This window comes from Cupriavidus cauae (genome assembly GCF_008632125.1).
GTDB classification, from domain to species: domain Bacteria; phylum Pseudomonadota; class Gammaproteobacteria; order Burkholderiales; family Burkholderiaceae; genus Cupriavidus; species Cupriavidus cauae.
The window spans coordinates 156921-181029 of sequence record NZ_VWRN01000022.1 but is presented as its reverse complement, the minus strand read 5'-3'; the positions used below and the strand labels follow the sequence as shown (position 1 = coordinate 181029).

The 24109-nt window shown below is 64.1% G+C and carries 17 protein-coding genes, 4 tRNA genes and 1 rRNA gene; 21 read left to right on the top strand and 1 reads right to left on the bottom strand.

Annotation, left to right across the window (positions count from 1 at the left end; translation table 11 throughout):
- Position 1: 1 nt before the first annotated feature.
- The 14 genes from rrf (at position 2) to rpoC (ending at position 14697) form a co-directional block, all read left to right on the top strand.
- Positions 2–115: ribosomal RNA gene (gene rrf / locus F1599_RS07180) — 5S ribosomal RNA — on the top strand.
- A gap of 312 nt (positions 116–427) precedes the next feature.
- Positions 428–513, top strand: a tRNA-Tyr gene (locus F1599_RS07175).
- A gap of 51 nt (positions 514–564) precedes the next feature.
- Positions 565–638 (top strand) — tRNA-Gly (locus F1599_RS07170).
- Positions 639–670: 32 nt separating this feature from the next.
- A tRNA-Thr gene (locus tag F1599_RS07165) sits at positions 671–745 on the top strand.
- A 43-nt stretch (positions 746–788) separates the two neighbouring features.
- Positions 789–1979, top strand: coding sequence for an elongation factor Tu (gene tuf / locus F1599_RS07160; RefSeq protein WP_053822680.1), 1191 nt, complete (start codon positions 789–791; stop codon positions 1977–1979).
- Between the two features lie 82 nt (positions 1980–2061).
- Positions 2062–2137: transfer RNA gene (locus F1599_RS07155), tRNA-Trp, on the top strand.
- A 70-nt stretch (positions 2138–2207) separates the two neighbouring features.
- A complete protein-coding gene (gene secE / locus F1599_RS07150) occupies positions 2208–2588 on the top strand; it encodes a preprotein translocase subunit SecE (RefSeq protein ID WP_149319755.1) in 381 nt (126 codons plus the stop codon).
- A gap of 10 nt (positions 2589–2598) precedes the next feature.
- Positions 2599–3177 carry a transcription termination/antitermination protein NusG gene (gene nusG / locus F1599_RS07145; protein WP_006576494.1) on the top strand — a complete coding sequence of 193 codons (579 nt, stop codon included), beginning with the start codon at positions 2599–2601 and terminating at the stop codon, positions 3175–3177.
- 170 nt (positions 3178–3347) lie between these two features.
- Positions 3348–3779 carry a 50S ribosomal protein L11 gene (gene rplK, locus F1599_RS07140; RefSeq protein WP_053822688.1) on the top strand — a complete coding sequence of 144 codons (432 nt, stop codon included), beginning with the start codon at positions 3348–3350 and terminating at the stop codon, positions 3777–3779.
- Entirely contained in the window at positions 3780–4475 is a 696-nt protein-coding gene (gene rplA / locus F1599_RS07135; RefSeq protein WP_149319754.1) for a 50S ribosomal protein L1, read from the top strand.
- Positions 4476–4869: 394 nt separating this feature from the next.
- On the top strand, positions 4870–5388 hold the full coding sequence (rplJ, locus tag F1599_RS07130) for a 50S ribosomal protein L10 (protein WP_023264956.1): 519 nt from the start codon (positions 4870–4872) through the stop codon (positions 5386–5388).
- A 58-nt stretch (positions 5389–5446) separates the two neighbouring features.
- Positions 5447–5824: a 50S ribosomal protein L7/L12 gene (gene rplL, locus F1599_RS07125; RefSeq protein WP_149319753.1), complete on the top strand. Its 378-nt coding sequence runs from the start codon at positions 5447–5449 to the stop codon at positions 5822–5824.
- A 407-nt stretch (positions 5825–6231) separates the two neighbouring features.
- Complete coding sequence (gene rpoB / locus F1599_RS07120) at positions 6232–10338, top strand: DNA-directed RNA polymerase subunit beta (protein ID WP_149319752.1); 4107 nt, start codon at positions 6232–6234, stop codon at positions 10336–10338.
- Positions 10339–10446: 108 nt separating this feature from the next.
- Positions 10447–14697, top strand: coding sequence for a DNA-directed RNA polymerase subunit beta' (rpoC, locus tag F1599_RS07115; RefSeq protein ID WP_149319751.1), 4251 nt, complete (start codon positions 10447–10449; stop codon positions 14695–14697).
- A 177-nt stretch (positions 14698–14874) separates the two neighbouring features.
- Here the strand turns inward: rpoC and F1599_RS07110 are convergent, their stop codons facing one another.
- Positions 14875–15297 (bottom strand): hypothetical protein, encoded by a 423-nt coding sequence (locus tag F1599_RS07110; RefSeq protein ID WP_150082629.1) that lies wholly within the window; start codon positions 15295–15297, stop codon positions 14875–14877.
- A gap of 598 nt (positions 15298–15895) precedes the next feature.
- Here F1599_RS07110 and recQ point away from each other — a divergent pair.
- The 7 genes from recQ to rplC all read left to right on the top strand — a co-directional run bounded on the left by recQ (position 15896) and on the right by rplC (position 24109).
- On the top strand, positions 15896–17746 hold the full coding sequence (gene recQ / locus F1599_RS07105; protein WP_150082628.1) for a DNA helicase RecQ: 1851 nt from the start codon (positions 15896–15898) through the stop codon (positions 17744–17746).
- A gap of 428 nt (positions 17747–18174) precedes the next feature.
- Positions 18175–18552, top strand: coding sequence for a 30S ribosomal protein S12 (gene rpsL / locus F1599_RS07100; RefSeq protein ID WP_006576501.1), 378 nt, complete (start codon positions 18175–18177; stop codon positions 18550–18552).
- 203 nt (positions 18553–18755) lie between these two features.
- On the top strand, positions 18756–19226 hold the full coding sequence (gene rpsG / locus F1599_RS07095; protein ID WP_006576502.1) for a 30S ribosomal protein S7: 471 nt from the start codon (positions 18756–18758) through the stop codon (positions 19224–19226).
- A 119-nt stretch (positions 19227–19345) separates the two neighbouring features.
- Positions 19346–21454 (top strand): elongation factor G, encoded by a 2109-nt coding sequence (fusA, locus tag F1599_RS07090; RefSeq protein ID WP_149319748.1) that lies wholly within the window; start codon positions 19346–19348, stop codon positions 21452–21454.
- 82 nt (positions 21455–21536) lie between these two features.
- Complete coding sequence (gene tuf / locus F1599_RS07085; protein ID WP_053822680.1) at positions 21537–22727, top strand: elongation factor Tu; 1191 nt, start codon at positions 21537–21539, stop codon at positions 22725–22727.
- An 83-nt stretch (positions 22728–22810) separates the two neighbouring features.
- A complete protein-coding gene (gene rpsJ, locus F1599_RS07080) occupies positions 22811–23119 on the top strand; it encodes a 30S ribosomal protein S10 (protein ID WP_006576248.1) in 309 nt (102 codons plus the stop codon).
- A gap of 339 nt (positions 23120–23458) precedes the next feature.
- Positions 23459–24109, top strand: a complete 651-nt coding sequence (rplC, locus tag F1599_RS07075) for a 50S ribosomal protein L3 (RefSeq protein WP_006576247.1) — start codon at positions 23459–23461, stop codon at positions 24107–24109.

The window sequence follows — 24109 nt, the reverse complement described above, 5'->3', positions numbered from 1 at the left end:
GCCTGGTGACCATAGCAAGTCGGAACCACCCCTTCCCATCCCGAACAGGACCGTGAAACGACTTCGCGCCGATGATAGTGCGGACTACCCGTGTGAAAGTAGGTCATCGCCAGGCTCTCCATCCCCAGAACACCCCAGATCTCACAAGGTCTGGGGTGTTTTGCTTTGCGGCGGCGGAAAGCGGGCCGGTCCACCGCGCTCCCAGGTAGCTCAACCGCCATATCCCGACTGCTGTAGACGCGTTCCAGGCCGTTTTGCGGGCCCCTATAGGGTGAGAGGACATCGTTTCCGATGTTCGCGAAGATGGTTCGCCACGGGCCGCCGCAGCCCGTTTCCGCCGATGATCGAACAAGCCGTTTTCCTGGCAAAGCAGAGGGAAAGCGCTTGACAGGCGGGGGCGATTACACCATAATCGCAAGTTCTCTGCGGAGAGGTGCCCGAGTGGCTAAAGGGGGCAGACTGTAAATCTGTTGGCTTACGCCTACGTTGGTTCGAATCCAACCCTCTCCACCAGAATGCAATGCAGCAGCAGTCCGGCAATGTCGGTGAAGTGAAGTAACCCGGGCGGGTGTAGCTCAATGGTAGAGCAGAAGCCTTCCAAGCTTACGACGAGGGTTCGATTCCCTTCACCCGCTCCAGCAGGATTGCTGCAACGCAGTCATCAAGTTTCGCCCATGTGGCTCAGTGGTAGAGCACTCCCTTGGTAAGGGAGAGGTCGGCAGTTCGATCCTGCCCATGGGCACCAAATACCGCACTGGCAATATCGCTACCGAGACAGGAGTCGCGAAATGGCAAAGGAAAAGTTCGAGCGGACCAAGCCGCACGTGAACGTTGGTACGATTGGTCACGTTGACCACGGCAAGACGACGCTGACGGCGGCGATTGCGACGGTGCTGGCTTCGAAGTTCGGCGGTGCCGCGAAGAAGTACGACGAAATTGATGCGGCGCCGGAAGAGAAGGCACGCGGTATTACCATCAACACCGCGCACGTCGAGTACGAGACGGCCAACCGCCACTACGCGCACGTTGACTGCCCGGGCCACGCAGACTACGTCAAGAACATGATCACCGGCGCTGCGCAGATGGACGGCGCGATCCTGGTGTGCTCGGCCGCTGACGGCCCGATGCCGCAGACGCGCGAGCACATCCTGCTGGCCCGTCAGGTCGGCGTGCCGTACATCATCGTGTTCCTGAACAAGTGCGACATGGTGGACGACGCCGAGCTGCTCGAGCTGGTGGAAATGGAAGTGCGCGAGCTGCTGTCGAAGTACGAGTTCCCCGGCGACGACACCCCGATCATCAAGGGTTCGGCCAAGCTGGCGCTCGAAGGCGACAAGGGTGACCTGGGCGAAGAGGCGATCATGCGCCTGGCCGAGGCACTGGACACCTACATCCCGACGCCGGAGCGCGCCGTGGACGGCACGTTCCTGATGCCGGTCGAAGACGTGTTCTCGATCTCGGGCCGCGGTACCGTGGTGACCGGCCGTATCGAGCGTGGCGTGATCAAGGTCGGCGAGGAAATCGAAATCGTCGGCATCCGCCCGACGGTCAAGACCACCTGCACCGGCGTGGAAATGTTCCGCAAGCTGCTGGACCAGGGCCAGGCTGGCGACAACGTCGGTCTGCTGCTGCGCGGCACCAAGCGTGAAGACGTCGAGCGCGGCCAGGTGCTGTGCAAGCCGGGTTCGATCAAGCCGCACACGCACTTCACCGGCGAGGTGTACATCCTGTCGAAGGACGAAGGTGGCCGTCACACCCCGTTCTTCAACAACTACCGTCCGCAGTTCTATTTCCGCACGACCGACGTGACCGGCTCGATCGAGCTGCCGAAGGACAAGGAAATGGTCATGCCGGGCGACAACGTGTCGATCACCGTCAAGCTGATCGCCCCGATCGCGATGGAAGAAGGCCTGCGCTTCGCCATCCGTGAAGGCGGCCGCACCGTCGGCGCCGGCGTCGTCGCCAAGATCCTGGACTAAGCAGTCACGACAGCAAACGCGGCACCAACCGGCCGCGTTTGCCGCCAGTGGGGTTGGCTCCAGCCGACCCCAAAGTTGTTTTAGGGGTATAGCTCAACTGGCAGAGCGTCGGTCTCCAAAACCGAAGGTTGGGGGTTCGATTCCCTCTGCCCCTGCCAATTCAATCAGCCGCGTCGGGCGGATCCACAGAGGATCCATCGTGACGCGGCTTAGTCTCGTTTGCGAAACATGGCCAATCCCAACGTCGAAACCGTCAACACCTCCAGTGGCAAGTGGCTGCTGGGCGTGGCCGTGCTGCTCGTGGTGGCCGGCGTGATCGGTTTCTACGCGCTGGCGCAGCAGCCTGCCTACGTGCGCGGCGCCGCGCTGTTCGCGGGCCTCGTGCTCGGCGTGATCGTCGCGCTGGTGTCCGCACCGGGCAAGGAATTCGTGGGGTTCGCCAGGGAATCGTACCGGGAAGTCCGCAAGGTGGTGTGGCCGACCCGCAAGGAAGCCGGACAGATGACGGGCCTGGTGTTCGTCTTCGTCGTCGTGATGGCGCTGTTCTTGTGGTCTGCCGACAAACTGATCGAGTGGGTGATCTTCTCCCTCGTGCTGGGCTGGAAATAAGGGAAAGGACATGACGGACGACGCAAAGCAGGAATCCACTCCTACGCAGCCGCCTTCGAAGAAGCGCTGGTACGTGGTCCACGCTTACTCCGGCATGGAGAAGAGCGTGCAGCGCGCCTTGCAGGAACGCATCGAGCGCGCGGAGATGCAGGACAAGTTCGGACGCATCCTGGTGCCGTCCGAGGAAGTGATCGAAATGAAGGGCGGTCAGCGTTCGGTGACCGAGCGGCGCTTCTTCCCGGGCTATGTGCTCGTGGAAATGGAGATGACCGACGAGACGTGGCACCTGGTGAAGAACACCAGCAAGGTGACCGGCTTCGTCGGCGGCGCGCGTAACCGCCCGAGTCCGATTTCCCAGAAGGAAGTCGACAAGATCATGACGCAGATGCAGGAAGGCGTCGAAAAGCCGCGGCCCAAGACGCTGTTCGAGGTGGGCGAAATGGTGCGCGTCAAGGACGGCCCGTTCACCGACTTCAACGGCAACGTGGAAGAGGTCAATTACGAGAAGTCGCGCCTGCGCGTCTCGGTGACCATCTTCGGTCGCGCCACCCCGGTCGAGCTCGAGTTCGGCCAGGTCGAGAAGGTCTGATCGTCACAGGATTCGCAGGGTCGCGCCGCCTTCGGCAGTGCGACCAGCGACGCCCCGCAAGGGGCACAAGAGGAGCGTGAGGCCAGGTCCGCCACCGGCGGCCGGCGACAGCGCGTTACGACTCAACAGGATCGACTGCCTGACGTGCAGCGGTCCGGATTGGAGTAAAGATGGCCAAGAAGATTATTGGCTTTATCAAGCTGCAGATCCCGGCTGGTAAAGCGAACCCCTCCCCGCCCGTGGGCCCGGCACTGGGTCAGCGTGGCCTGAACATCATGGAGTTCTGCAAGGCGTTCAACGCGCAGACCCAGGGTATGGAACCCGGCCTGCCGGTGCCGGTGGTGATTACCGCCTACGCCGACAAGAGCTTCACCTTCGTGATGAAGTCGCCGCCGGCCACCGTGCTGATCAAGAAGGCTGCCGGCATCACCAAGGGTTCGGCCAAGCCGCACACCGATAAGGTTGGCAAGATCACCCGCGCCCAGGCTGAAGACATCGCCAAGGCCAAGAACGCCGACCTGACCGCCGCCGATCTGGACGCGGCAGTGCGCACCATCGCGGGCTCGGCCCGTTCGATGGGTATCACCGTGGAGGGTCTGTAAATGGCTAAGGTTTCGAAGCGCGTAGCGGCCAACAAGGCCAAGATCGAGCGCACCAAGTTCTACCCGATCGACGAGGCGCTGGGCCTGGTCAAGGAATGCGCGTCGGCCAAGTTCGACGAGTCGATCGACGTCGCCGTGCAGCTGGGCATCGACGCCAAGAAGTCGGACCAGGTGGTCCGTGGCTCGGTGGTGCTGCCCGCCGGTACCGGCAAGTCGGTCCGCGTGGCGGTGTTCGCCCAGGGCGAGAAGGCTGAAGCGGCCAAGGCCGCCGGCGCCGACGTGGTCGGCATGGAAGACCTGGCCGAGCAGGTCAAGGCCGGCAACCTGAACTTCGACGTCGTGATCGCTTCGCCGGACACGATGCGTATCGTCGGTACGCTGGGCCAGATTCTCGGCCCGCGCGGCCTGATGCCGAACCCGAAGGTCGGTACCGTGACCCCCGACGTGGCCCAGGCCGTGAAGAACGCCAAGGCCGGTCAGGTCCAGTTCCGTGTCGACAAGGCCGGTATCATCCACGCGACCATCGGCCGCCGTTCGTTCGAGGACGCCGCGCTGAAGACCAACCTGTCGGCGCTGATCGACGCGCTGGTCAAGGCCAAGCCGGCCACCAGCAAGGGCGTCTACCTGCGCAAGATCGCGGTCTCCTCGACCATGGGCGTGGGCGTTCGCGTCGATCAGGCTTCGCTGGCCGCCTAAGCGGCTGGCCATACGCGGTCAATTGGCCGACCGGACCCGATAACACCGGTCGGCGAAGCATTCGAGGTTCCGGCACTGCGCCGGGACCGGCTCGCCAGGGCGGGCCAGAGAAAGGCTTTGGGCAGTGGTGCCGGCGCCAGCCGCCGGTCCCGCTGGTTATCAAAGACCGCTGGCGGTCATGTTCGCGCTTCGGTGCGGCATGGCCTTAATTGGTGGGACCGTACACGGCAACAAGGTGACGGCACCCCGCCCGCCAGCGTAGATGGCGAACCCGAAGGTTGGAATGGTCCGGGGCGAGATCCCCGGGTGATTCGGGCCAATCGGACGCCGTTCGTTTGGACTGATGCAAGGTCCTCCGTCGCCGGAGCACCGCGCATCGTTTTGGAGCTTAACCGTGCCACTCAATATTGAAGATAAGAAGGCCGTCGTTGCTGAGGTGTCGGCGCAAGTCGCCAAAGCCCAGACCATCGTCGTGGCCGAATATCGCGGCATCACGGTTGGCGATCTGACCAAGCTGCGTGCCACCGCCCGCGAGCAAGGCGTCTACCTGCGCGTTCTGAAGAACACGCTGGCTCGCCGCGCCGTGGAAGGTACGCCGTTTGCCGCGCTCGCGGAGCAATTGACCGGTCCGCTGATCTACGGGATTTCCGAAGATGCAGTGGCCTCGGCCAAGGTTCTGAACGACTTCGCCAAGACCAACGACAAGCTGGTCCTGCGCGCCGGGTCGTTCGACGGCAAGGTGCTCGACGTCAACGCCGTCAAGGCGCTGGCCTCGATCCCGAGCCGCGACCAACTGATTGCTCAGCTGCTTGGCGTCATGCAAGCGCCGGTGTCGGGCTTTGCCCGCCTGCTGGCCGCGCTGGCCGAGAAGAAGAGCGAAGGTGCCCCCGCCGAGGAAGGCGCCGCGGCCTAAGGCCAGGCTCGTCCCGATCGCAATACCGATACCGAATCAAATCTAGGAGTATTTCCAAATGGCAATCACCAAAGACGACATCCTCGAAGCCGTTGGCGCGATGTCCGTGATGGAACTGAACGACCTGGTCAAGGCGTTCGAAGAGAAGTTTGGCGTGTCCGCCGCCGCGATGGCCGTGGCTGCCGCTCCGGGCGCTGCTGGCGCTGGCGCTGCCGCCGAAGAGAAGACCGAGTTCAACGTCGTGCTGGCTGAAGTCGGCGCGAACAAGGTTGGCGTGATCAAGGCCGTTCGCGAAATCACCGGCCTGGGCCTGAAGGAAGCCAAGGACCTGGTCGATGGCGCACCGAAGCCCGTCAAGGAAGGCGTGGACAAGGCTGCTGCCGACGAGGCCAAGAAGAAGCTGGAAGACGCCGGCGCGAAGGTCGAAATCAAGTAAGCAGTTTTCGCGTGCCCTCCGGCACGCGAGTGGGGCTGGCAAAGGGGAAATCCCGGCGCCAGCCTTTTTGCGCTTCTGTGATGTGTGTTTTATTGGACACTCATTCGCGCGAGAAGTGATGCATTGCCCACTCGGCGTCGGGGTGAACCTCCGGGCCGCAGCAGAGGCCAAACATCAGTGGCACACTAAGCGGTTGCTGCTGATGTTTGTCTTCTGAACCGACTGCAGAAGACAAGTTTGGTCGGGTGTTCCCCGGACCGGCGCGCGTGGATGATGGCGCCGTTTCGCAGCGTGCGGACACCGTCAGCCAGAGGTTGGTAGCGGCCAACCGCCAAATCCCCTCCCAGTCGCTGAACACCTCAGGCGCCGGTCAGGTCCAGCCAGCCCTGCGATGATTCGGAGATCCCATGGCGTACAGCTTCACCGAAAAGAAGCGCATTCGCAAAAGCTTTGCGAAGCGCGCGACGGTTCACCAGGTTCCATTCCTGCTAGCCACCCAGATCGAATCGTACACCCAGTTCTTGCAAGCGGATACGCCACCCGCGCGTCGCAAGAGCGAAGGCCTGCAAGCGGCCTTCAACGCAATTTTCCCCATCGTCTCCCATAACGGGCTCGCCCGTATGGAGTTCGTGTCGTATCACCTGTCCAACCCGCCGTTCGACGTCAAGGAATGTCAACAGCGTGGCCTGACCTTCCATTCGGCCCTGCGCGCCAAGGTTCGCCTGATCATCAACGATCGCGAGAATCCGGGCAAGGTCAAGGAGGTCAAGGAGCAGGAAGTCTACATGGGCGAGATTCCGCTCATGACCTCGACCGGCTCGTTCGTGATCAACGGCACCGAGCGCGTGATCGTCTCGCAGCTGCACCGTTCGCCGGGCGTGTTCTTCGAGCACGACAAGGGCAAGACGCATAGCTCGGGCAAGCTGCTGTTCTCGGCACGGATCATTCCGTACCGCGGCTCGTGGCTGGACTTCGAGTTCGACCCGAAGGACATCCTGTACTTCCGCGTCGACCGCCGCCGCAAGATGCCGGTGACGATCCTGCTGAAGTCGATCGGCCTGACGCCGGAACAGATCCTCGCGCACTTCTTCGTGTTCGACAACTTCACGTTGCAGGCCGAAGGCGCGCAGCTGGAGTTCGTGCCCGAGCGCCTGCGCGGCGAAGTCGCTCGCTTCGACATCGCCGACAAGAACGGCCGTGTCGTGGTCGAGAAGGACAAGCGGATCAACGCCAAGCACATCCGTGACCTGGAGTCCGCCGGCACCAAGCTGATCAGCGTGCCGGAAGACTATCTGCTGGGCCGCGTGCTGGCCAAGAACATCATCGACCCGGATACCGGCGAGGTGATCGCCAACGCCAACGACGAGCTGACCGAAACGCTGCTCGAGTCGCTGCGCGAAGCCGGCGTCAAGCAGATCCAGACGCTGTACACCAACGATCTGGACCAGGGTCCGTACATCTCGCAGACCCTGCGCACCGACGACACCGCCGACCAGACCGCGGCCCGTATCGCGATCTACCGGATGATGCGCCCGGGCGAGCCGCCCACCGAGGACGCCGTCGAAGCGCTGTTCCAGCGCCTGTTCTACAGCGAGGAGTCGTACGACCTGTCGCGCGTGGGCCGCATGAAGGTCAACAGCCGCCTGGGCCGCCCGAGCGGCGAGGGCAGCATGGTGCTGCAGGACGAGGACATCCTCGAGACCATCAAGATCCTGGTCAACCTGCGCAACGGCAAGGGCGAAGTCGACGACATCGACCACCTGGGCAACCGCCGCGTGCGTTGCGTCGGCGAACTGGCCGAGAACCAGTTCCGCGCCGGCCTGTCGCGTGTGGAGCGCGCCGTCAAGGAACGTCTGGGCCAGGCCGAGACCGAGAACCTGATGCCGCACGACCTGATCAACTCGAAGCCGATCTCGTCGGCGATCCGCGAGTTCTTCGGTTCGTCGCAGCTGTCGCAGTTCATGGACCAGACCAACCCGCTGTCCGAGATCACGCACAAGCGCCGCGTGTCCGCTCTGGGCCCGGGCGGTCTGACGCGCGAGCGCGCGGGCTTCGAAGTCCGCGACGTGCACCCGACCCACTATGGCCGCGTGTGCCCGATCGAAACGCCGGAAGGTCCGAACATCGGTCTGATCAACTCGCTGGCGCTGTACGCCCGCCTGAACGAATACGGCTTCCTGGAAACGCCGTACCGCAAGGTCGAGAACGGCAAGCTGACCGACCAGGTCGACTACCTGTCCGCGATCGAGGAAGGCAAGTACGTGGTGGCGCAGGCCAACGCGACGGTCGACGCCGAAGGCAACCTGATCGACGAACTGGTGTCGGCGCGCGAAGGCAGCGAGCGCGAGACCCGCATGGTCACGCCGGACCGCGTGCAGTACATCGACGTGGCGCCGTCGCAGATCGTGTCGGCGGCAGCCTCGCTGGTGCCGTTCCTCGAGCACGATGACGCGAACCGTGCACTGATGGGCGCGAACATGCAGCGTCAGGCCGTGCCTTGTCTGCGTCCGGACAAGCCGCTGGTCGGCACCGGCATCGAGCGCACCGTCGCGGTCGACTCGGGCACCGCCGTGCAGGCGACCCGTGGCGGCGTGGTCGACTATGTCGACGCGAACCGTATCGTGATCCGCGTCAACGACGACGAAGCCGTGGCCGGCGAAGTCGGCGTGGACATCTACAACCTGATCAAGTACACGCGTTCGAACCAGAACACGAACATCAACCAGCGTCCGATGGTCAAGGTAGGCGACCATGTGGCCCGCGGCGACGTGATCGCCGATGGCGCCTCGACCGACCTGGGCGAGCTCGCGCTCGGCCAGAACATGCTGGTCGCGTTCATGCCCTGGAACGGCTACAACTTCGAAGACTCGATCCTGATCTCGGAACGCGTCGTTGCCGAAGACCGCTACACCTCGATCCACATCGAGGAGCTGTCGGTCGTCGCCCGCGACACCAAGCTCGGACCCGAGGAAATCACGCGCGACATCTCGAACCTGGCCGAAGCGCAACTGGCCCGTCTGGACGAGTCCGGCATCACCTACATCGGTGCCGAGGTCGAGGCCGGCGACGTGCTGGTCGGCAAGGTCACGCCCAAGGGCGAGACCCAGCTGACGCCGGAAGAGAAGCTGCTGCGCGCGATCTTCGGCGAGAAGGCGTCCGACGTGAAGGACACCTCGCTGCGCGTGCCCTCGGGCATGAGCGGCATCGTGATCGACGTGCAGGTCTTCACCCGTGAGGGTGTGACCCGCGACAAGCGCGCGCAGTCGATCATCGACGACGAACTCAAGCGCTACCGCCTGGACCTGAACGACCAGCTGCGTATCGTCGAGGGCGATGCCTTCCAGCGTCTGGAACGCCTGCTGATCGACAAGACGGTCAACGGCGGTCCGAAGAAGCTGGCCAAGGGCGCGAAGCTGACCAAGGAGTACCTGGACGATCTGGACAAGTACCACTGGTTCGACATCCGTCCGGCCGACGAGGAAGTCGCGGCCCAGCTCGAGGCGGTCAAGGAAGCCATCGAGCAGAAGCGCCACGAGTTCGACCTGGCCTTCGAGGAAAAGCGCAAGAAGCTGACCCAGGGCGACGAGCTGCCCCCGGGCGTGATCAAGATGGTCAAGGTCTACCTGGCCGTCAAGCGCCGCCTGCAGCCTGGCGACAAGATGGCCGGCCGTCACGGCAACAAGGGCGTGGTGTCGAAGATCGTGCCGATCGAGGACATGCCGTACATGGCGGACGGTACCCCGGCCGACATCGTGCTGAACCCGCTCGGCGTGCCGTCGCGGATGAACGTGGGTCAGATTCTCGAGACCCACCTGGGCTGGGCCTCGCGTGGCCTGGGCCAGCGTATCGGCGCGATGCTGAAGGCGCAGGCCAAGGCGCAGGAAATCCGTGCGCTGCTCGCTCAGATCTACAACGAGAGCGGCAAGCCGGAAGACCTCGACAGCCTGAGCGACGCCGAGATCCTGGAGCTGGCGGAAAACCTGAAGAAGGGCGTGCCGTTCGCGACCCCGGTGTTCGACGGTGCGCACGAGCAGGAGATCCGCCGCATGCTGGATCTGGCCTACCCGGACGACGTGGCCAAGGAGATGGGCCTGACGGCGTCGAAGCAGCAGGTCACGCTGTACGACGGCCGCACCGGCGAGGCGTTCGAGCGTCCGGTCACGCTGGGTGTGATGCACATGCTGAAGCTGCACCACCTGGTCGACGACAAGATGCACGCCCGTTCGACCGGTCCGTACTCGCTCGTCACCCAGCAGCCGCTGGGCGGCAAGGCGCAGTTCGGCGGCCAGCGTTTCGGCGAGATGGAAGTGTGGGCGCTGGAAGCGTACGGCGCCTCCTACGTGCTGCAGGAAATGCTGACGGTCAAGTCCGACGACGTGAACGGCCGTACCAAGGTGTACGAGAACATCGTCAAGGGCGAGCACTCGATCGATGCCGGCATGCCGGAGTCGTTCAACGTGCTGGTGAAGGAAATCCGCTCGCTGGGTATCGATATCGACCTGGATCGCTATTGATCGACAGATCGGAACGGAGGCGGCAGTCACGCCGTCTCCGGCGGATTTCCCACAGGATGAATGCCGGCGGCCCGTTACCTCGGGCCGGCGGCGAAACAAGGAGTTGCAATGAAAGCATTGCTCGATCTCTTTAAGCAGGTTCAGCAGGAAGAGCAGTTCGACGCGATCAAGATCGGGCTGGCCTCGCCCGAGAAGATCCGCTCGTGGTCGTACGGCGAAGTCAAGAAGCCGGAGACCATCAACTACCGGACGTTCAAGCCCGAGCGCGACGGTCTGTTCTGCGCCAAGATCTTCGGTCCGATCAAGGACTACGAGTGCCTGTGCGGCAAGTACAAGCGCCTGAAGCACCGTGGCGTGATCTGCGAGAAGTGCGGCGTCGAAGTGACGCTGGCGAAGGTGCGCCGCGAGCGCATGGGCCATATCGAACTGGCCGCGCCGACCGCGCACATCTGGTTCCTGAAGTCGCTGCCGTCGCGTCTGGGCATGGTGCTCGACATGACGCTGCGCGACATCGAGCGCGTGCTGTATTTCGAAGCGTTCGTGGTGCTCGAGCCCGGCATGACTCCGCTCAAGAAGAGCCAGATCATGTCCGAGGACGACTACATCGCGAAGTGCGAGGAGTACGGCGAGGGCGAATTCGTGGCGATGATGGGTGCCGAGGGCATCCGTGAACTGCTGCGCGGCATCGACATCGAGAAGCAGATCGAACAGATCCGCGCCGAGCTGCAGGCCACCGGTTCCGAAGCCAAGATCAAGAAGTACGCCAAGCGCCTGAAGGTGCTCGAGGCCTTCCAGCGTTCGGGCATCAAGCCCGAGTGGATGATCCTCGAAGTGCTGCCGGTGCTGCCGCCCGAGCTGCGTCCGCTGGTGCCGCTGGACGGCGGCCGCTTCGCGACCTCGGACCTGAACGACCTGTATCGCCGCGTGATCAACCGCAACAACCGGTTGAAGCGCCTGCTCGAGCTGAAGGCCCCTGAAATCATCGTGCGCAACGAAAAGCGCATGCTGCAGGAAGCGGTCGACTCGCTGCTGGATAACGGCCGTCGCGGCAAGGCGATGACCGGCGCCAACAAGCGTCCGCTGAAGTCGCTGGCCGAGATGATCAAGGGCAAGGGCGGTCGTTTCCGTCAGAACCTGCTGGGCAAGCGCGTCGACTACTCGGGCCGTTCGGTCATCGTGGTCGGCCCGACGCTGAAGCTGCACCAGTGCGGCCTGCCCAAGCTGATGGCGCTGGAGCTGTTCAAGCCCTTCATCTTCCACAAGCTGGAAACGATGGGCATCGCCACCACCATCAAGGCGGCCAAGAAGGAAGTCGAAAGCCAGACCCCGGTCGTGTGGGACATCCTCGAAGAGGTGATCCGCGAGCACCCGGTGATGCTGAACCGCGCGCCGACGCTGCACCGCCTGGGCATCCAGGCCTTCGAACCGGTGCTGATCGAAGGCAAGGCGATCCAGCTGCATCCGCTCGTCTGCGCGGCGTTCAACGCCGACTTCGACGGTGACCAGATGGCAGTCCACGTGCCGCTGTCGCTGGAAGCGCAGATGGAAGCCCGCACGCTGATGCTGGCCTCCAACAACGTGCTGTTCCCGGCCAACGGCGATCCGTCGATCGTGCCGTCGCAGGACGTGGTGCTGGGCCTGTACTACACCACCCGCGACAAGATCAACGGCAAGGGCGAGGGCATGACTTTCGCCGACGTCAGCGAGGTGATCCGCGCCTACGAGAACAAGGAAGTCGAACTGGCTTCGCGCGTGAACGTGCGCATCACCGAGTATGAGCTGGTCGACAAGGACGCCGAGGGCGACGCGCGCTTCGCGCCGAAGATCACGCTGCAGGCCACCACGGTCGGCCGCGCGATCCTGTCCGAGATCCTGCCGAAGGGCCTGCCTTTCTCGGTGCTGAACAAGCCGCTGAAGAAGAAGGAAATCTCGCGCCTGATCAACACCGCGTTCCGCAAGTGCGGCCTGCGCGAGACGGTGATCTTCGCCGACAAGCTGCTGCAGTCGGGCTTCCGCCTGGCCACGCGCGCCGGTATCTCGATCGCGATCGACGACATGCTGGTGCCGCCGCAGAAGGAAAAGATCATCGCCGACGCCGCGGCCAAGGTGAAGGAATACGACAAGCAGTACATGTCGGGTCTGGTGACGGACCAGGAGCGCTACAACAACGTCGTGGACATCTGGGGCGCCGCCGGCGACCAGGTCGGCAAGGCGATGATGGAGCAGCTGCAGCACGAGGACGTGGTCGACCGCAACGGCAACACCGTCAAGCAGGAGTCGTTCAACTCCATCTACATGATGGCCGACTCGGGCGCACGGGGTTCCGCGGCGCAGATCCGTCAGCTGGCCGGCATGCGTGGCCTGATGGCCAAGCCGGACGGCTCGATCATCGAGACGCCGATTACCGCGAACTTCCGCGAAGGCCTGAACGTTCTGCAGTACTTCATCTCGACCCACGGTGCACGTAAGGGCCTGGCCGATACCGCGCTGAAGACCGCGAACTCGGGTTACCTGACCCGTCGTCTGGTCGACGTGACGCAGGATCTGGTGGTGGTCGAGGAGGATTGCGGCACCACCAACGGCGTCGCGATGAAGGCGCTGGTGGAAGGCGGTGAAGTCATCGAAGCGCTGCGCGACCGTATCCTGGGCCGCGTGACGGTGTCGGACGTGGTCAACCCCGAGACGCAGGAAACCGCGATCGAGGCCGGCACGCTGCTGGACGAAGACCTGGTCGACCTGATCGACCAGATCGGCGTGGACGAGGTCAAGGTCCGCACCCCGCTGTCGTGCGACACGCGCTATGGCCTGTGCGCCAAGTGCTATGGCCGCGATCTGGGCCGCGGCACGCTGGTCAACACCGGCGAAGCGGTCGGCGTGATCGCCGCGCAGTCGATCGGCGAGCCGGGCACGCAGCTGACGATGCGGACGTTCCACATCGGCGGTGCGGCATCGCGTGCGGCGGTCGCCTCGAGCGTCGAAGCGAAGGCTACCGGTACGGTGCGCTTCACCGCGACGATGCGCTACGTGACCAACGCCAAGGGCGAACTGATCGTGATCTCGCGTTCGGGCGAGGCGCTGATCACCGACGACCACGGCCGCGAGCGCGAGCGCCACAAGATCCCGTACGGCGCCACGCTGCTGGTGCAGGACGGTCAGGCGATCAAGGCGGGCACGCAACTGGCGACCTGGGACGCGCTGACGCGCCCGATCGTGTCGGAGTACTCGGGCACGATCAAGTTCGAGAACGTCGAAGAAGGCGTGACCGTCGCCAAGCAGATGGACGAGGTTACCGGTCTGTCGACGCTGGTCGTGATCGACGCCAAGCGCCGTACGGCTGCCACCAAGGGCCTGCGCCCGCAGGTGAAGCTGCTCGACGCCAACGGCCAGGAAGTCAAGATTCCGGGCACGGACCACTCCGTGACCATCGGCTTCCAGGTCGGCGCGCTGATCACCGTCAAGGACGGCCAGCAGGTGCACGTCGGTGAAGTGCTGGCGCGTATCCCGACCGAGTCGCAGAAGACCCGCGACATTACCGGTGGTCTGCCGCGCGTGGCCGAGCTGTTCGAAGCGCGTTCGCCGAAGGACGCCGCCGTGCTGGCGGAAGTCACCGGTACCGTGTCGTTCGGCAAGGACACCAAGGGCAAGCAGCGTCTGGTCATTACCGACCTCGACGGCAATGCGCACGAGTTCCTGATCGCCAAGGAAAAGCAGGTGCTGGTCCACGACGGTCAGGTGGTGAACAAGGGCGAGATGATCGTCGAGGGTCCGGCGGATCCGCACGACATCCTGCGCCTGAAGGGCATCGAGGAGCTGGCGCACTACATCGTCGACGAGGTGCAGGACGTCTATCGTCTGCAGGGCGTGAAGATCAACGACAAGCACATCGAAGTGATCGTGCGTCAGATGCTGCGCCGTGTGCAGATTGTCGATGTCGGCGACACCAAGTTCATCCCGGGTGAACAGGTGGAGCGCTCGGAGCTGCTGGACGAGAACGACCGCGTGATCGCGGAAGGCAAGCGTCCGGCAACCTACGAGAACCTGCTGCTCGGTATCACCAAGGCGTCGCTGTCGACCGACAGCTTCATCTCGGCGGCATCGTTCCAGGAAACGACGCGCGTGCTGACCGAAGCCGCGATCATGGGCAAGACCGACGACCTGCGTGGTCTGAAGGAAAACGTGATCGTGGGTCGTCTGATCCCGGCCGGTACGGGCCTGGCCTACCACCGCGCCCGCAAGGCGCGCGAGGCGGCCGAGCGCGAACGCGCCCAGGCGATCTCCGAAGAAGAGCAGTCGCTCTTCATGGAGCCGTCGGAGGTGCATGCCACCACCGAGAACGGCGGCGATACGCCGGCGGTCTGAGGCCGATGCGGTAACGCTGCGGCAAAGAGGCTGTAGCGAGGCCGCTGTAGTACGGTCGCTGCAGTACGGTCGCAGCAGCAAGCCAGTAGTGAAAAGCCCGGTGCGAGAAATCGCACCGGGCTTTTTTTTGGCCGCCTGACGTTGGAGTCAACGCCAGGACCAAACGCGCGATGCCGCCTACACGTAGGCGCGCGCCGCTACGGTGATCGCCGCCGACTGCGCCGGGACCGCATCGCCGGCGGCGAAGCCAACCGGCTTCTCCAGCGTCTCCATGATCAGGTCGGACAGCACGCCGAACTGGCGCGAGCCCAGCTTCTGGCCATATTGCTTCAGGAGGGCATCGATCGGCACGCCCGCGTTGCGCAGCGACTTGATCTCCGAATCGCTCAGCGTCGCGGTTTCGTAGTTGCCGCTCTGCTGCGACAGCTTCGCCAGTTCATCGGCCTTTTCGCGGTAGAACTTCGCGGCGGCGAACAGGTCCAGGTCGCCGCCGGCGCTGACGGCAGCCGCCTCGGCGGCGCCGACGAGGTTCGACTCCTGCGCCGCGGTCGCGAGCGGCTGGACCGGGTGTTGGGGATGGGAAATGGGCGAGACAAGCATGGGAAAGCTCCAGGAAACTCCAAAAGGCCGCGTCCAAAAGACCGCGTCCAAAACACTGCGATGGTTCTGATCGTCGTCATCGTTGCTTGAACAACGATTGGACGAGGCAGATCTTCGTCGTCGCAACGGGGCGCTGTCTTACGGTTTCCGGAGCCGACTTGGGATTCTCGAATACATCACCGTCCGCCACGCAAGCACCAGACGAAAATCGAAAATCCGCGACGTTGGGGTGTGATACGGCGAAGACCTGATTCCGGCGGCCGTATCCACGTGGCAGCCGACGCGCGCGGCAGGGGCGCGGCAGGGGGCGCGGCAAGAGCACGGCCGGGGGCACGGCAGGAGCACGGCAGGAGCACGGCAGGAGCACGGCAGGAGCACGGCAGGAGCACGGCAGGAGCACGGCAGGGGCACGGCAGGAGCACGGCAGGAGCACGGCAGTGGCGCAGCAGTGGCGCAGCAGGGCGCGGCGAGGCGGGATGCCACGCCGGCGCGGCGATGGCCGACGATGGCGGGCGCCGTCACGATTCGAAGCGATCGGAAGCCGGTGCGGTGGTATGGTTACGCCTTTCCGACACCTTGCCCCGTTTCCGCAGTTGCTATGTCCCTTGCCCTGGCGATTCTGAAGGATGTTTTCGGCTATCACGCCTTCCGCGGCCGCCAGGCGGAAATCATCGAGCACGTGGCCGAGGGCGGCGATTGCCTGGTGCTGATGCCGACCGGCGGCGGCAAGTCGCTGTGCTACCAGATTCCGGCGCTGCTGCGCCAGCGTGCCGGCCACGGCGTCGGCATCGTCGTGTCGCCGCTGATCGCGCTGATGCAGGACCAGGTCGCCGCGCTGACCGAAGCCGGCGTGCGGGCCGCGGTGCTGAACTCCACGCTGACCGGCGCGGAGGCGTCGGCGGTCGAGCGCGACCTGCTGGCCGGGCGCCTCGAGATCCTGTACGTCGCGCCGGAGCGGCTGATGACGCCGCGCTTCCAGGACCTGCTCGACCGCACCCGCGTGGGCCTGTTCGCGATCGACGAGGCGCACTGCGTGTCGCAGTGGGGCCACGACTTCCGGCCGGAATACATCCAGCTGTCGGTGCTGCACGAGCGCTTCCCGCAGGTGCCGCGCATCGCGCTGACCGCGACGGCGGATGACGTGACGCGGCAGGAGATCGTCGAGCGCCTGGCGCTGGACGATGCGCGCGTCTTCCTGTCGAGCTTCGATCGTCCCAATATCCGCTATCGCATCGTCGAGAAGGACAACGCCCGCCAGCAGCTGCTGGCCTTCATCAAGGCCGAGCACATGGCCGCGGACGGCACGCACGACAGCGGCATCGTCTACTGCCTGTCGCGCCGCAAGGTCGAGGAGACCGCCGACTGGCTGCGCGGCCACGGCATCAATGCGCTGCCGTACCACGCCGGCATGGACGCGGCCGTGCGGCAGCAGCACCAGGCGCGCTTCCGCGACGAGGAAGGGCTGGTGATGGTGGCCACGATCGCCTTCGGCATGGGCATCGACAAGCCGGACGTCCGCTTCGTCGCCCACCTCGACCTGCCCAAGAGCATGGAGGGCTATTACCAGGAGACCGGCCGGGCCGGGCGCGACGGCCTGCCGGCCAATGCCTGGATGGCCTATGGCCTCGGCGACGTGGTGCAGCAGAAGCGGATGATCGACGAATCGGAGGCCGACGAAGCGCACAAGCGCGTGTCGTCGGCCAAGCTCGACGCCTTGCTGGGCCTGTGCGAGACCGCCGGCTGCCGGCGCGTGCGCATCCTCGCGTATTTCGGCGAGGCGAGCGAGCCCTGCGGCAACTGCGATACCTGCCTGGAGCCGCCGGCCACGTGGGACGGCACGCGCGAGGCGCAGATGGCGCTGTCCTGCGTCTACCGCACCGCCCAGGCCAGCCGCGTGCACTTCGGCGCGACGCATCTGATCGACGTGCTGCGCGGCAACGCCACCGAGAAGATCCGCCAGTGGGGCCACGACAAGGTGTCGACCTTCGGCATCGGCGCGGACCGGTCGGTGTCCGAATGGCATGCCATCTTCCGCCAGCTGATCGCGCACGGCCTGCTGGTGATCGACCATGGCGGCCACGGGGCCCTGCTGCTGGGCGAATCGGCGCGCGCGGTGCTCAAGGGCGAGACCAGCATCACGCTGCGCCGCCAGGTCAGCAAGCCGGCCCGGGGCGAGCGCGGCAGCACCGGGCGCGGCAACCGCGTCGACCATACCGCGCAGATGGACGAACAGGCGCTGGCCAACTGGGAGGCGCTGCGGCGCTGGCGCGCCGAAACCGCGCGGGAGCACGGCGTGCCGGCCTATGTGATCTTCCACGATGCGACGCTGGCCCAGTTGGCGCGCAGCGCGCCCGACAGCATGGCGGAACTGGCGGAGGTGCCGGGTATCGGCGCGGCCAAGCTGGAACGCTATGGCGACGAGCTGCTGGAAGTGCTGCAGAAGGCATGAACTGCGGCCCGGCCGCAGGCGGGTTGCCGGATCCCGGAGGTCCTACACGACACCGGCGGGGGCGGCCGTCTCATAAAGCGATTTGCTCGAGGTAAACCGCTTGACCGCTGATCGGTGCGCTGCTAGCATGCCGGATTCGAGTTTTTGGCTTCGGATTTCGCTCGCGCGTCGTTTGGTGGCACCCAGTGTCCGGCGATCGCCCCGGCAGACAGGTCATCGCCGACCTGGCCGGCCCAGCGGGATCCCAGGCGAGCTCGCGCTCTTTGGCAAGCCTGGTTGTTCACACAGTCCCGTCCCAGAGCGTTCTGCTCACCTGCTCCCGCCCAAAACCCGTCCTACCGTTTCGTCGATCGTCGTCGCGCTTGCTGGCGTGCCGCCGGTTCGTCGCCGAAGCGGTGTTTTTTTGTAAAACCAAGCTGGATTGAACAATGCCAACTATCAACCAACTGGTTCGCAAGCCGCGCGTCTCTGAAGTCATCAAGAGCAAGAGCCCGGCGCTTGAGAACTGCCCCCAACGCCGTGGCGTGTGCACCCGCGTGTACACCACCACGCCGAAGAAGCCGAACTCGGCACTGCGTAAGGTCGCCAAGGTGCGCCTGACCAACGGTTTCGAGGTCATCTCGTATATCGGCGGTGAAGGCCACAACCTGCAGGAACACTCGGTCGTGCTGATCCGCGGTGGTCGTGTCAAGGACTTGCCGGGTGTGCGTTACCACATCGTGCGCGGCTCGCTCGACCTGCAAGGCGTCAAGGACCGCAAGCAAGCGCGTTCGAAGTACGGCGCGAAGCGTCCGAAGGCTGCCTGAGCCAGCAACACAAGCGATGGTGGCTGGCGCCCAGCGTCATGTTGCTGTCAACAAGCGGCGGTACAACGGCCAGTTTGCTGCGCCGTGCCGTCGAGTAAGTGGTCCACCCGGCGAATTTGCCGCGCCCCTGGCGCAGGAAGGCAAGCTAGTTGGTGGCCAGAGCGCGGAAGAACCCGCACTCAACTGAATCCAAAGGAAAGAAGATGCCACGTCGTCGTGAAGTCCCCAAGCGGGAAATCCTGCCTGATCCGAAGTTCGGTAACGTCGAAGTTGCCAAGTTCATGAACGTGCTGATGCTGGACGGCAAGAAGTCGGTTGCCGAGCGCATCGTTTATGGCGCGTTCGACCAGATCGAAAAGAAGGCAGGCAAGGCCCCCATCGAAGTGTTCTCCGTTGCGATCAACAACGTGAAGCCGGTGGTGGAAGTGAAGAGCCGCCGCGTCGGTGGCGCCAACTATCAGGTTCCGGTCGAAGTCCGTCCGTCGCGTCGTTTGGCATTGGCGATGCGTTGGCTGCGTGAGGCCGCGAAGAAGCGTAGCGAGAAGTCGATGGCGCTGCGCTTGGCTGGCGAACTGCTTGAGGCAGCGGAAGGTCGTGGCGGCGCGATGAAGAAGCGCGACGAAGTGCACCGCATGGCCGAAGCCAACAAGGCGTTCTCGCACTTCCGCTTCTAAAGCGCGCGGGATTCGCAGTTGGTTGCCGGGCGGGCTGTGTTTTTACACATCTCGCCCGTTTGTGTTAGGGGCGTAGGCCAAGAGATGCCGGCGCCTCACTGACGAATTAGAGGATTAAAGTGGCTCGTAAGACTCCCATCGAGCGTTACCGCAATATCGGTATCTCGGCTCACATTGACGCGGGTAAAACCACCACCACCGAGCGCATCCTGTTCTACACCGGTGTGAACCACAAGATCGGTGAAGTGCACGATGGCGCCGCCACGATGGACTGGATGGAGCAGGAGCAGGAGCGTGGTATTACCATCACCTCCGCTGCCACCACCGCCTTCTGGAAGGGCATGGCCGGCAACTACCCCGAGCACCGCTTCAACATCATCGACACCCCGGGCCACGTGGACTTCACCATCGAGGTGGAGCGTTCCATGCGCGTGCTGGACGGCGCCTGCATGGTGTACTGCGCCGTGGGCGGCGTGCAGCCGCAGTCGGAAACCGTCTGGCGTCAGGCCAACAAGTACGGCGTGCCGCGTCTGGCCTTCGTCAACAAGATGGACCGTACCGGTGCCAACTTCTTCAAGGTCTACGAGCAGCTGAAGACCCGCCTGAAGGCCAACCCGGTGCCCGTGGTGGTGCCGATCGGCGCTGAAGACGGCTTCCAGGGCGTGATCGACCTGCTGGAAATGAAGGCGATCATCTGGGACGAAGCCAGCCAGGGCGTGAAGTTCGAATACAAGGACATCCCGGCCGAGCTGCAGGCGACCGCTGACGAATGGCGCGAGAAGATGGTCGAGTCCGCCGCCGAAGCCAGCGAAGAGCTGATGGAAAAGTACCTGGGCGGCGAAGAGCTGACCCGCGCCGAGATCGTCAAGGCGCTGCGTGACCGTACCATCGCCTGCGAAATCCAGCCGATGCTGTGCGGCACCGCGTTCAAGAACAAGGGCGTGCAGCGCATGCTCGACGCCGTGATCGACTTCCTGCCGTCGCCGGTCGATATTCCGCCGGTCAAGGGCGTGGACGAAAGCGACGACGAGAAGAAGCTCGAGCGCAAGGCCGACGACAACGAGAAGTTCTCGGCGCTGGCGTTCAAGATCATGACCGACCCGTTCGTCGGCCAGCTGATCTTCTTCCGCGTCTACTCGGGCAAGATCAATTCGGGCGACACCGTGTACAACCCGGTGAAGCAGAAGAAGGAGCGTCTGGGCCGTATTCTGCAGATGCACGCCAACCAGCGCGAAGAAATCAAGGAAGTGCTGGCCGGCGACATCGCCGCCGCGGTGGGCCTGAAGGATGCCACCACGGGCGACACGCTGTGCGATCCGTCGGCACCGATCGTGCTCGAGCGCATGGTGTTCCCGGAGCCGGTGATCTCGCAGGCGGTCGAGCCGAAGACCAAGGCCGACCAGGAAAAGATGGGCATCGCCCTGAACCGCCTGGCCGCCGAAGACCCGTCGTTCCGCGTGCGTACCGATGAAGAATCGGGCCAGACGATCATTTCGGGCATGGGCGAGCTCCACCTCGAAATTCTGGTCGACCGCATGAAGCGCGAATTCGGCGTGGAAGCCAACATCGGCGCGCCGCAGGTGGCCTACCGCGAAACCATCCGCAAGAAGGCCGAGGACGTCGAAGGCAAGTTCGTCAAGCAGTCGGGCGGCCGCGGCCAGTACGGCCACGCCGTGATCACGCTGGAACCGCAGGAGCCGGGCAAGGGCTTCGAGTTCGTCGACGCCATCAAGGGCGGTGTGATTCCTCGCGAATACATCCCGGCGGTCGAGAAGGGTATCAGCGACACGCTGCAGGCCGGTGTCCTGGCGGGCTTCCCGGTGGTGGACGTGAAGGTCACGCTGACGTTCGGTTCGTACCACGACGTGGACTCGAACGAAAACGCGTTCCGCATGGCCGGCTCGATGGCTTTCAAGGAAGCCATGCGCAAGGCCAGCCCGGTTCTGCTCGAGCCGATGATGGCCGTGGAAGTGGAAACGCCGGAAGACTACACCGGTACCGTGATGGGCGACCTGTCGTCCCGCCGCGGCATCGTGCAGGGCATGGACGACATGGTTGGCGGCGGCAAGATCATCAAGGCCGAAGTCCCGCTGTCGGAAATGTTCGGTTATTCGACCGCGCTGCGCTCGGCCACGCAAGGCCGCGCCACCTACACCATGGAATTCAAGCACTACGCCGAGGCACCGAAGAACATCGCCGAAGCAGTGATGGCGGCCAAGGGCAAGTAAACAGGCTGTATGCCGCTGCGCCCGCCAGGGCGTGGCGGCGTGATGAATCCACAAGACTGCATTCCATTAGGAGCTGAAGAAAATGGCAAAGGAAAAGTTCGAGCGGACCAAGCCGCACGTGAACGTTGGTACGATTGGTCACGTTGACCACGGCAAGACGACGCTGACGGCGGCGATTGCGACGGTGCTGGCTTCGAAGTTCGGCGGTGCCGCGAAGAAGTACGACGAAATTGATGCGGCGCCGGAAGAGAAGGCACGCGGTATTACCATCAACACCGCGCACGTCGAGTACGAGACGGCCAACCGCCACTACGCGCACGTTGACTGCCCGGGCCACGCAGACTACGTCAAGAACATGATCACCGGCGCTGCGCAGATGGACGGCGCGATCCTGGTGTGCTCGGCCGCTGACGGCCCGATGCCGCAGACGCGCGAGCACATCCTGCTGGCCCGTCAGGTCGGCGTGCCGTACATCATCGTGTTCCTGAACAAGTGCGACATGGTGGACGACGCCGAGCTGCTCGAGCTGGTGGAAATGGAAGTGCGCGAGCTGCTGTCGAAGTACGAGTTCCCCGGCGACGACACCCCGATCATCAAGGGTTCGGCCAAGCTGGCGCTCGAAGGCGACAAGGGTGACCTGGGCGAAGAGGCGATCATGCGCCTGGCCGAGGCACTGGACACCTACATCCCGACGCCGGAGCGCGCCGTGGACGGCACGTTCCTGATGCCGGTCGAAGACGTGTTCTCGATCTCGGGCCGCGGTACCGTGGTGACCGGCCGTATCGAGCGTGGCGTGATCAAGGTCGGCGAGGAAATCGAAATCGTCGGCATCCGCCCGACGGTCAAGACCACCTGCACCGGCGTGGAAATGTTCCGCAAGCTGCTGGACCAGGGCCAGGCTGGCGACAACGTCGGTCTGCTGCTGCGCGGCACCAAGCGTGAAGACGTCGAGCGCGGCCAGGTGCTGTGCAAGCCGGGTTCGATCAAGCCGCACACGCACTTCACCGGCGAGGTGTACATCCTGTCGAAGGACGAAGGTGGCCGTCACACCCCGTTCTTCAACAACTACCGTCCGCAGTTCTATTTCCGCACGACCGACGTGACCGGCTCGATCGAGCTGCCGAAGGACAAGGAAATGGTCATGCCGGGCGACAACGTGTCGATCACCGTCAAGCTGATCGCCCCGATCGCGATGGAAGAAGGCCTGCGCTTCGCCATCCGTGAAGGCGGCCGCACCGTCGGCGCCGGCGTCGTCGCCAAGATCCTGGACTAAACCAGGCTGTCGGGACGGGTGGCCTCCGCCCGTCCCTGCTACCACCGGGCCGTGACGGCCCATCGCTCTTTTAAGGAAAAATCATGCAGAACCAGAAGATCCGTATCCGCCTGAAGGCTTTCGACTATCGCCTGATCGACCAGTCGGCCGCCGAAATCGTGGATACCGCCAAGCGCACCGGCGCGATCGTCAAGGGCCCGGTTCCCCTGCCGACCCGCATCGAGCGCTTCGACATCCTGCGTTCGCCGCACGTGAACAAGACCAGCCGCGATCAGTTCGAGATCCGCACCCATCAGCGTCTGCTGGACATCGTCGACCCGTCGGAAAAGACCGTCGACGCGCTGATGAAGCTGGACCTGCCGGCTGGCGTGGACGTCGAGATCAAGGTGTAATCGATCCGACGAGACCGGCCGCCCCGCGCGGCCGCTCTGCAGTGGAACGGCGAACGCAAGTTCGCCGTTTTCCTTTTTCGGTGCCGGAACGCCGAAATAGCGACGTATCAACCACGTTGCAACAGCAAAACCCCATTTGCTGAACCCCTTGCCAGATTGCAGTTGCCCTTTCCAGGACGCTGCGATATAGTGTAAGGCTACCCATCTATCTATGGGTATTGGGCTGGCCGTTTTGGCCGCGCGCCGTCTCTTTTGCGCAAGCCCCCGACACCAGAAACACTCAACACGTTTCGTGTATCAATCAGCCCCGGCCAATCGCAGCCGGGAATGGAGCAAACCATGAGCCTTGGCCTTGTAGGTCGCAAGGTTGGCATGACCCGTATTTTCACGGACGACGGTGAAGCAATTCCCGTGACCGTGATCGAGGTCGGCGACAACCGCGTGACGCAAATCAAGACGGACGAGACCGACGGTTATACCGCGGTGCAAGTCACCTTCGGCGCCCGGCGCGCAAGCCGCGTCACCAAGCCGCTGGCGGGTCACCTCGCCAAAGCCGGTGTGGAAGCGGGCGAAGTCATCAAAGAATTCCGCGTGGATGCAGCCAAGGCTGCCGAGCTGCAAGCCGGCGGCACGCTGTCGGTCGACCTGTTCGCGGTCGGCCAGAAGATCGACGTGCAGGGCGTGACGATCGGTAAGGGCTACGCCGGTACCATCAAGCGCTACCACTTCGCGTCGGGCCGTGCCACGCACGGTAACTCGCGTTCGCACAACGTGCCGGGTTCGATCGGTATGGCGCAGGATCCGGGCCGTGTGTTCCCGGGCAAGCGCATGACCGGCCACCTCGGTGACGTCACGCGTACCGTCCAAAACCTGGTCATCGCCAAGATCGACGCAGAGCGCAAGCTGCTGCTGGTCAAGGGCGCGATCCCGGGTTCGAAGGGCGGCAAAGTCATCGTTACCCCGGCCGTCAAGGCCAAAGCTGCGGCTTAA

What these genes read in the sequence shown, in the direction of transcription:
- nusG (WP_006576494.1), top strand. Translation starts at nt 2,599, where the DNA reads ATGACGGACGACGCAAAGCAGGAATCCACTCCTACGCAGCCGCCTTCG.
- rpsG (WP_006576502.1), top strand. Translation starts at nt 18,756, where the DNA reads ATGCCACGTCGTCGTGAAGTCCCCAAGCGGGAAATCCTGCCTGATCCG.
- recQ (WP_150082628.1), top strand. Translation starts at nt 15,896, where the DNA reads ATGTCCCTTGCCCTGGCGATTCTGAAGGATGTTTTCGGCTATCACGCC.
- rpoB (WP_149319752.1), top strand. Translation starts at nt 6,232, where the DNA reads ATGGCGTACAGCTTCACCGAAAAGAAGCGCATTCGCAAAAGCTTTGCG.
- F1599_RS07110 (WP_150082629.1), bottom strand. Translation starts at nt 15,297, where the DNA reads ATGCTTGTCTCGCCCATTTCCCATCCCCAACACCCGGTCCAGCCGCTC.
- rpsJ (WP_006576248.1), top strand. Translation starts at nt 22,811, where the DNA reads ATGCAGAACCAGAAGATCCGTATCCGCCTGAAGGCTTTCGACTATCGC.
- secE (WP_149319755.1), top strand. Translation starts at nt 2,208, where the DNA reads ATGGCCAATCCCAACGTCGAAACCGTCAACACCTCCAGTGGCAAGTGG.
- tuf (WP_053822680.1), top strand. Translation starts at nt 21,537, where the DNA reads ATGGCAAAGGAAAAGTTCGAGCGGACCAAGCCGCACGTGAACGTTGGT.
- rpoC (WP_149319751.1), top strand. Translation starts at nt 10,447, where the DNA reads ATGAAAGCATTGCTCGATCTCTTTAAGCAGGTTCAGCAGGAAGAGCAG.
- rplA (WP_149319754.1), top strand. Translation starts at nt 3,780, where the DNA reads ATGGCTAAGGTTTCGAAGCGCGTAGCGGCCAACAAGGCCAAGATCGAG.
- rpsL (WP_006576501.1), top strand. Translation starts at nt 18,175, where the DNA reads ATGCCAACTATCAACCAACTGGTTCGCAAGCCGCGCGTCTCTGAAGTC.
- rplL (WP_149319753.1), top strand. Translation starts at nt 5,447, where the DNA reads ATGGCAATCACCAAAGACGACATCCTCGAAGCCGTTGGCGCGATGTCC.
- tuf (WP_053822680.1), top strand. Translation starts at nt 789, where the DNA reads ATGGCAAAGGAAAAGTTCGAGCGGACCAAGCCGCACGTGAACGTTGGT.
- rplK (WP_053822688.1), top strand. Translation starts at nt 3,348, where the DNA reads ATGGCCAAGAAGATTATTGGCTTTATCAAGCTGCAGATCCCGGCTGGT.
- rplC (WP_006576247.1), top strand. Translation starts at nt 23,459, where the DNA reads ATGAGCCTTGGCCTTGTAGGTCGCAAGGTTGGCATGACCCGTATTTTC.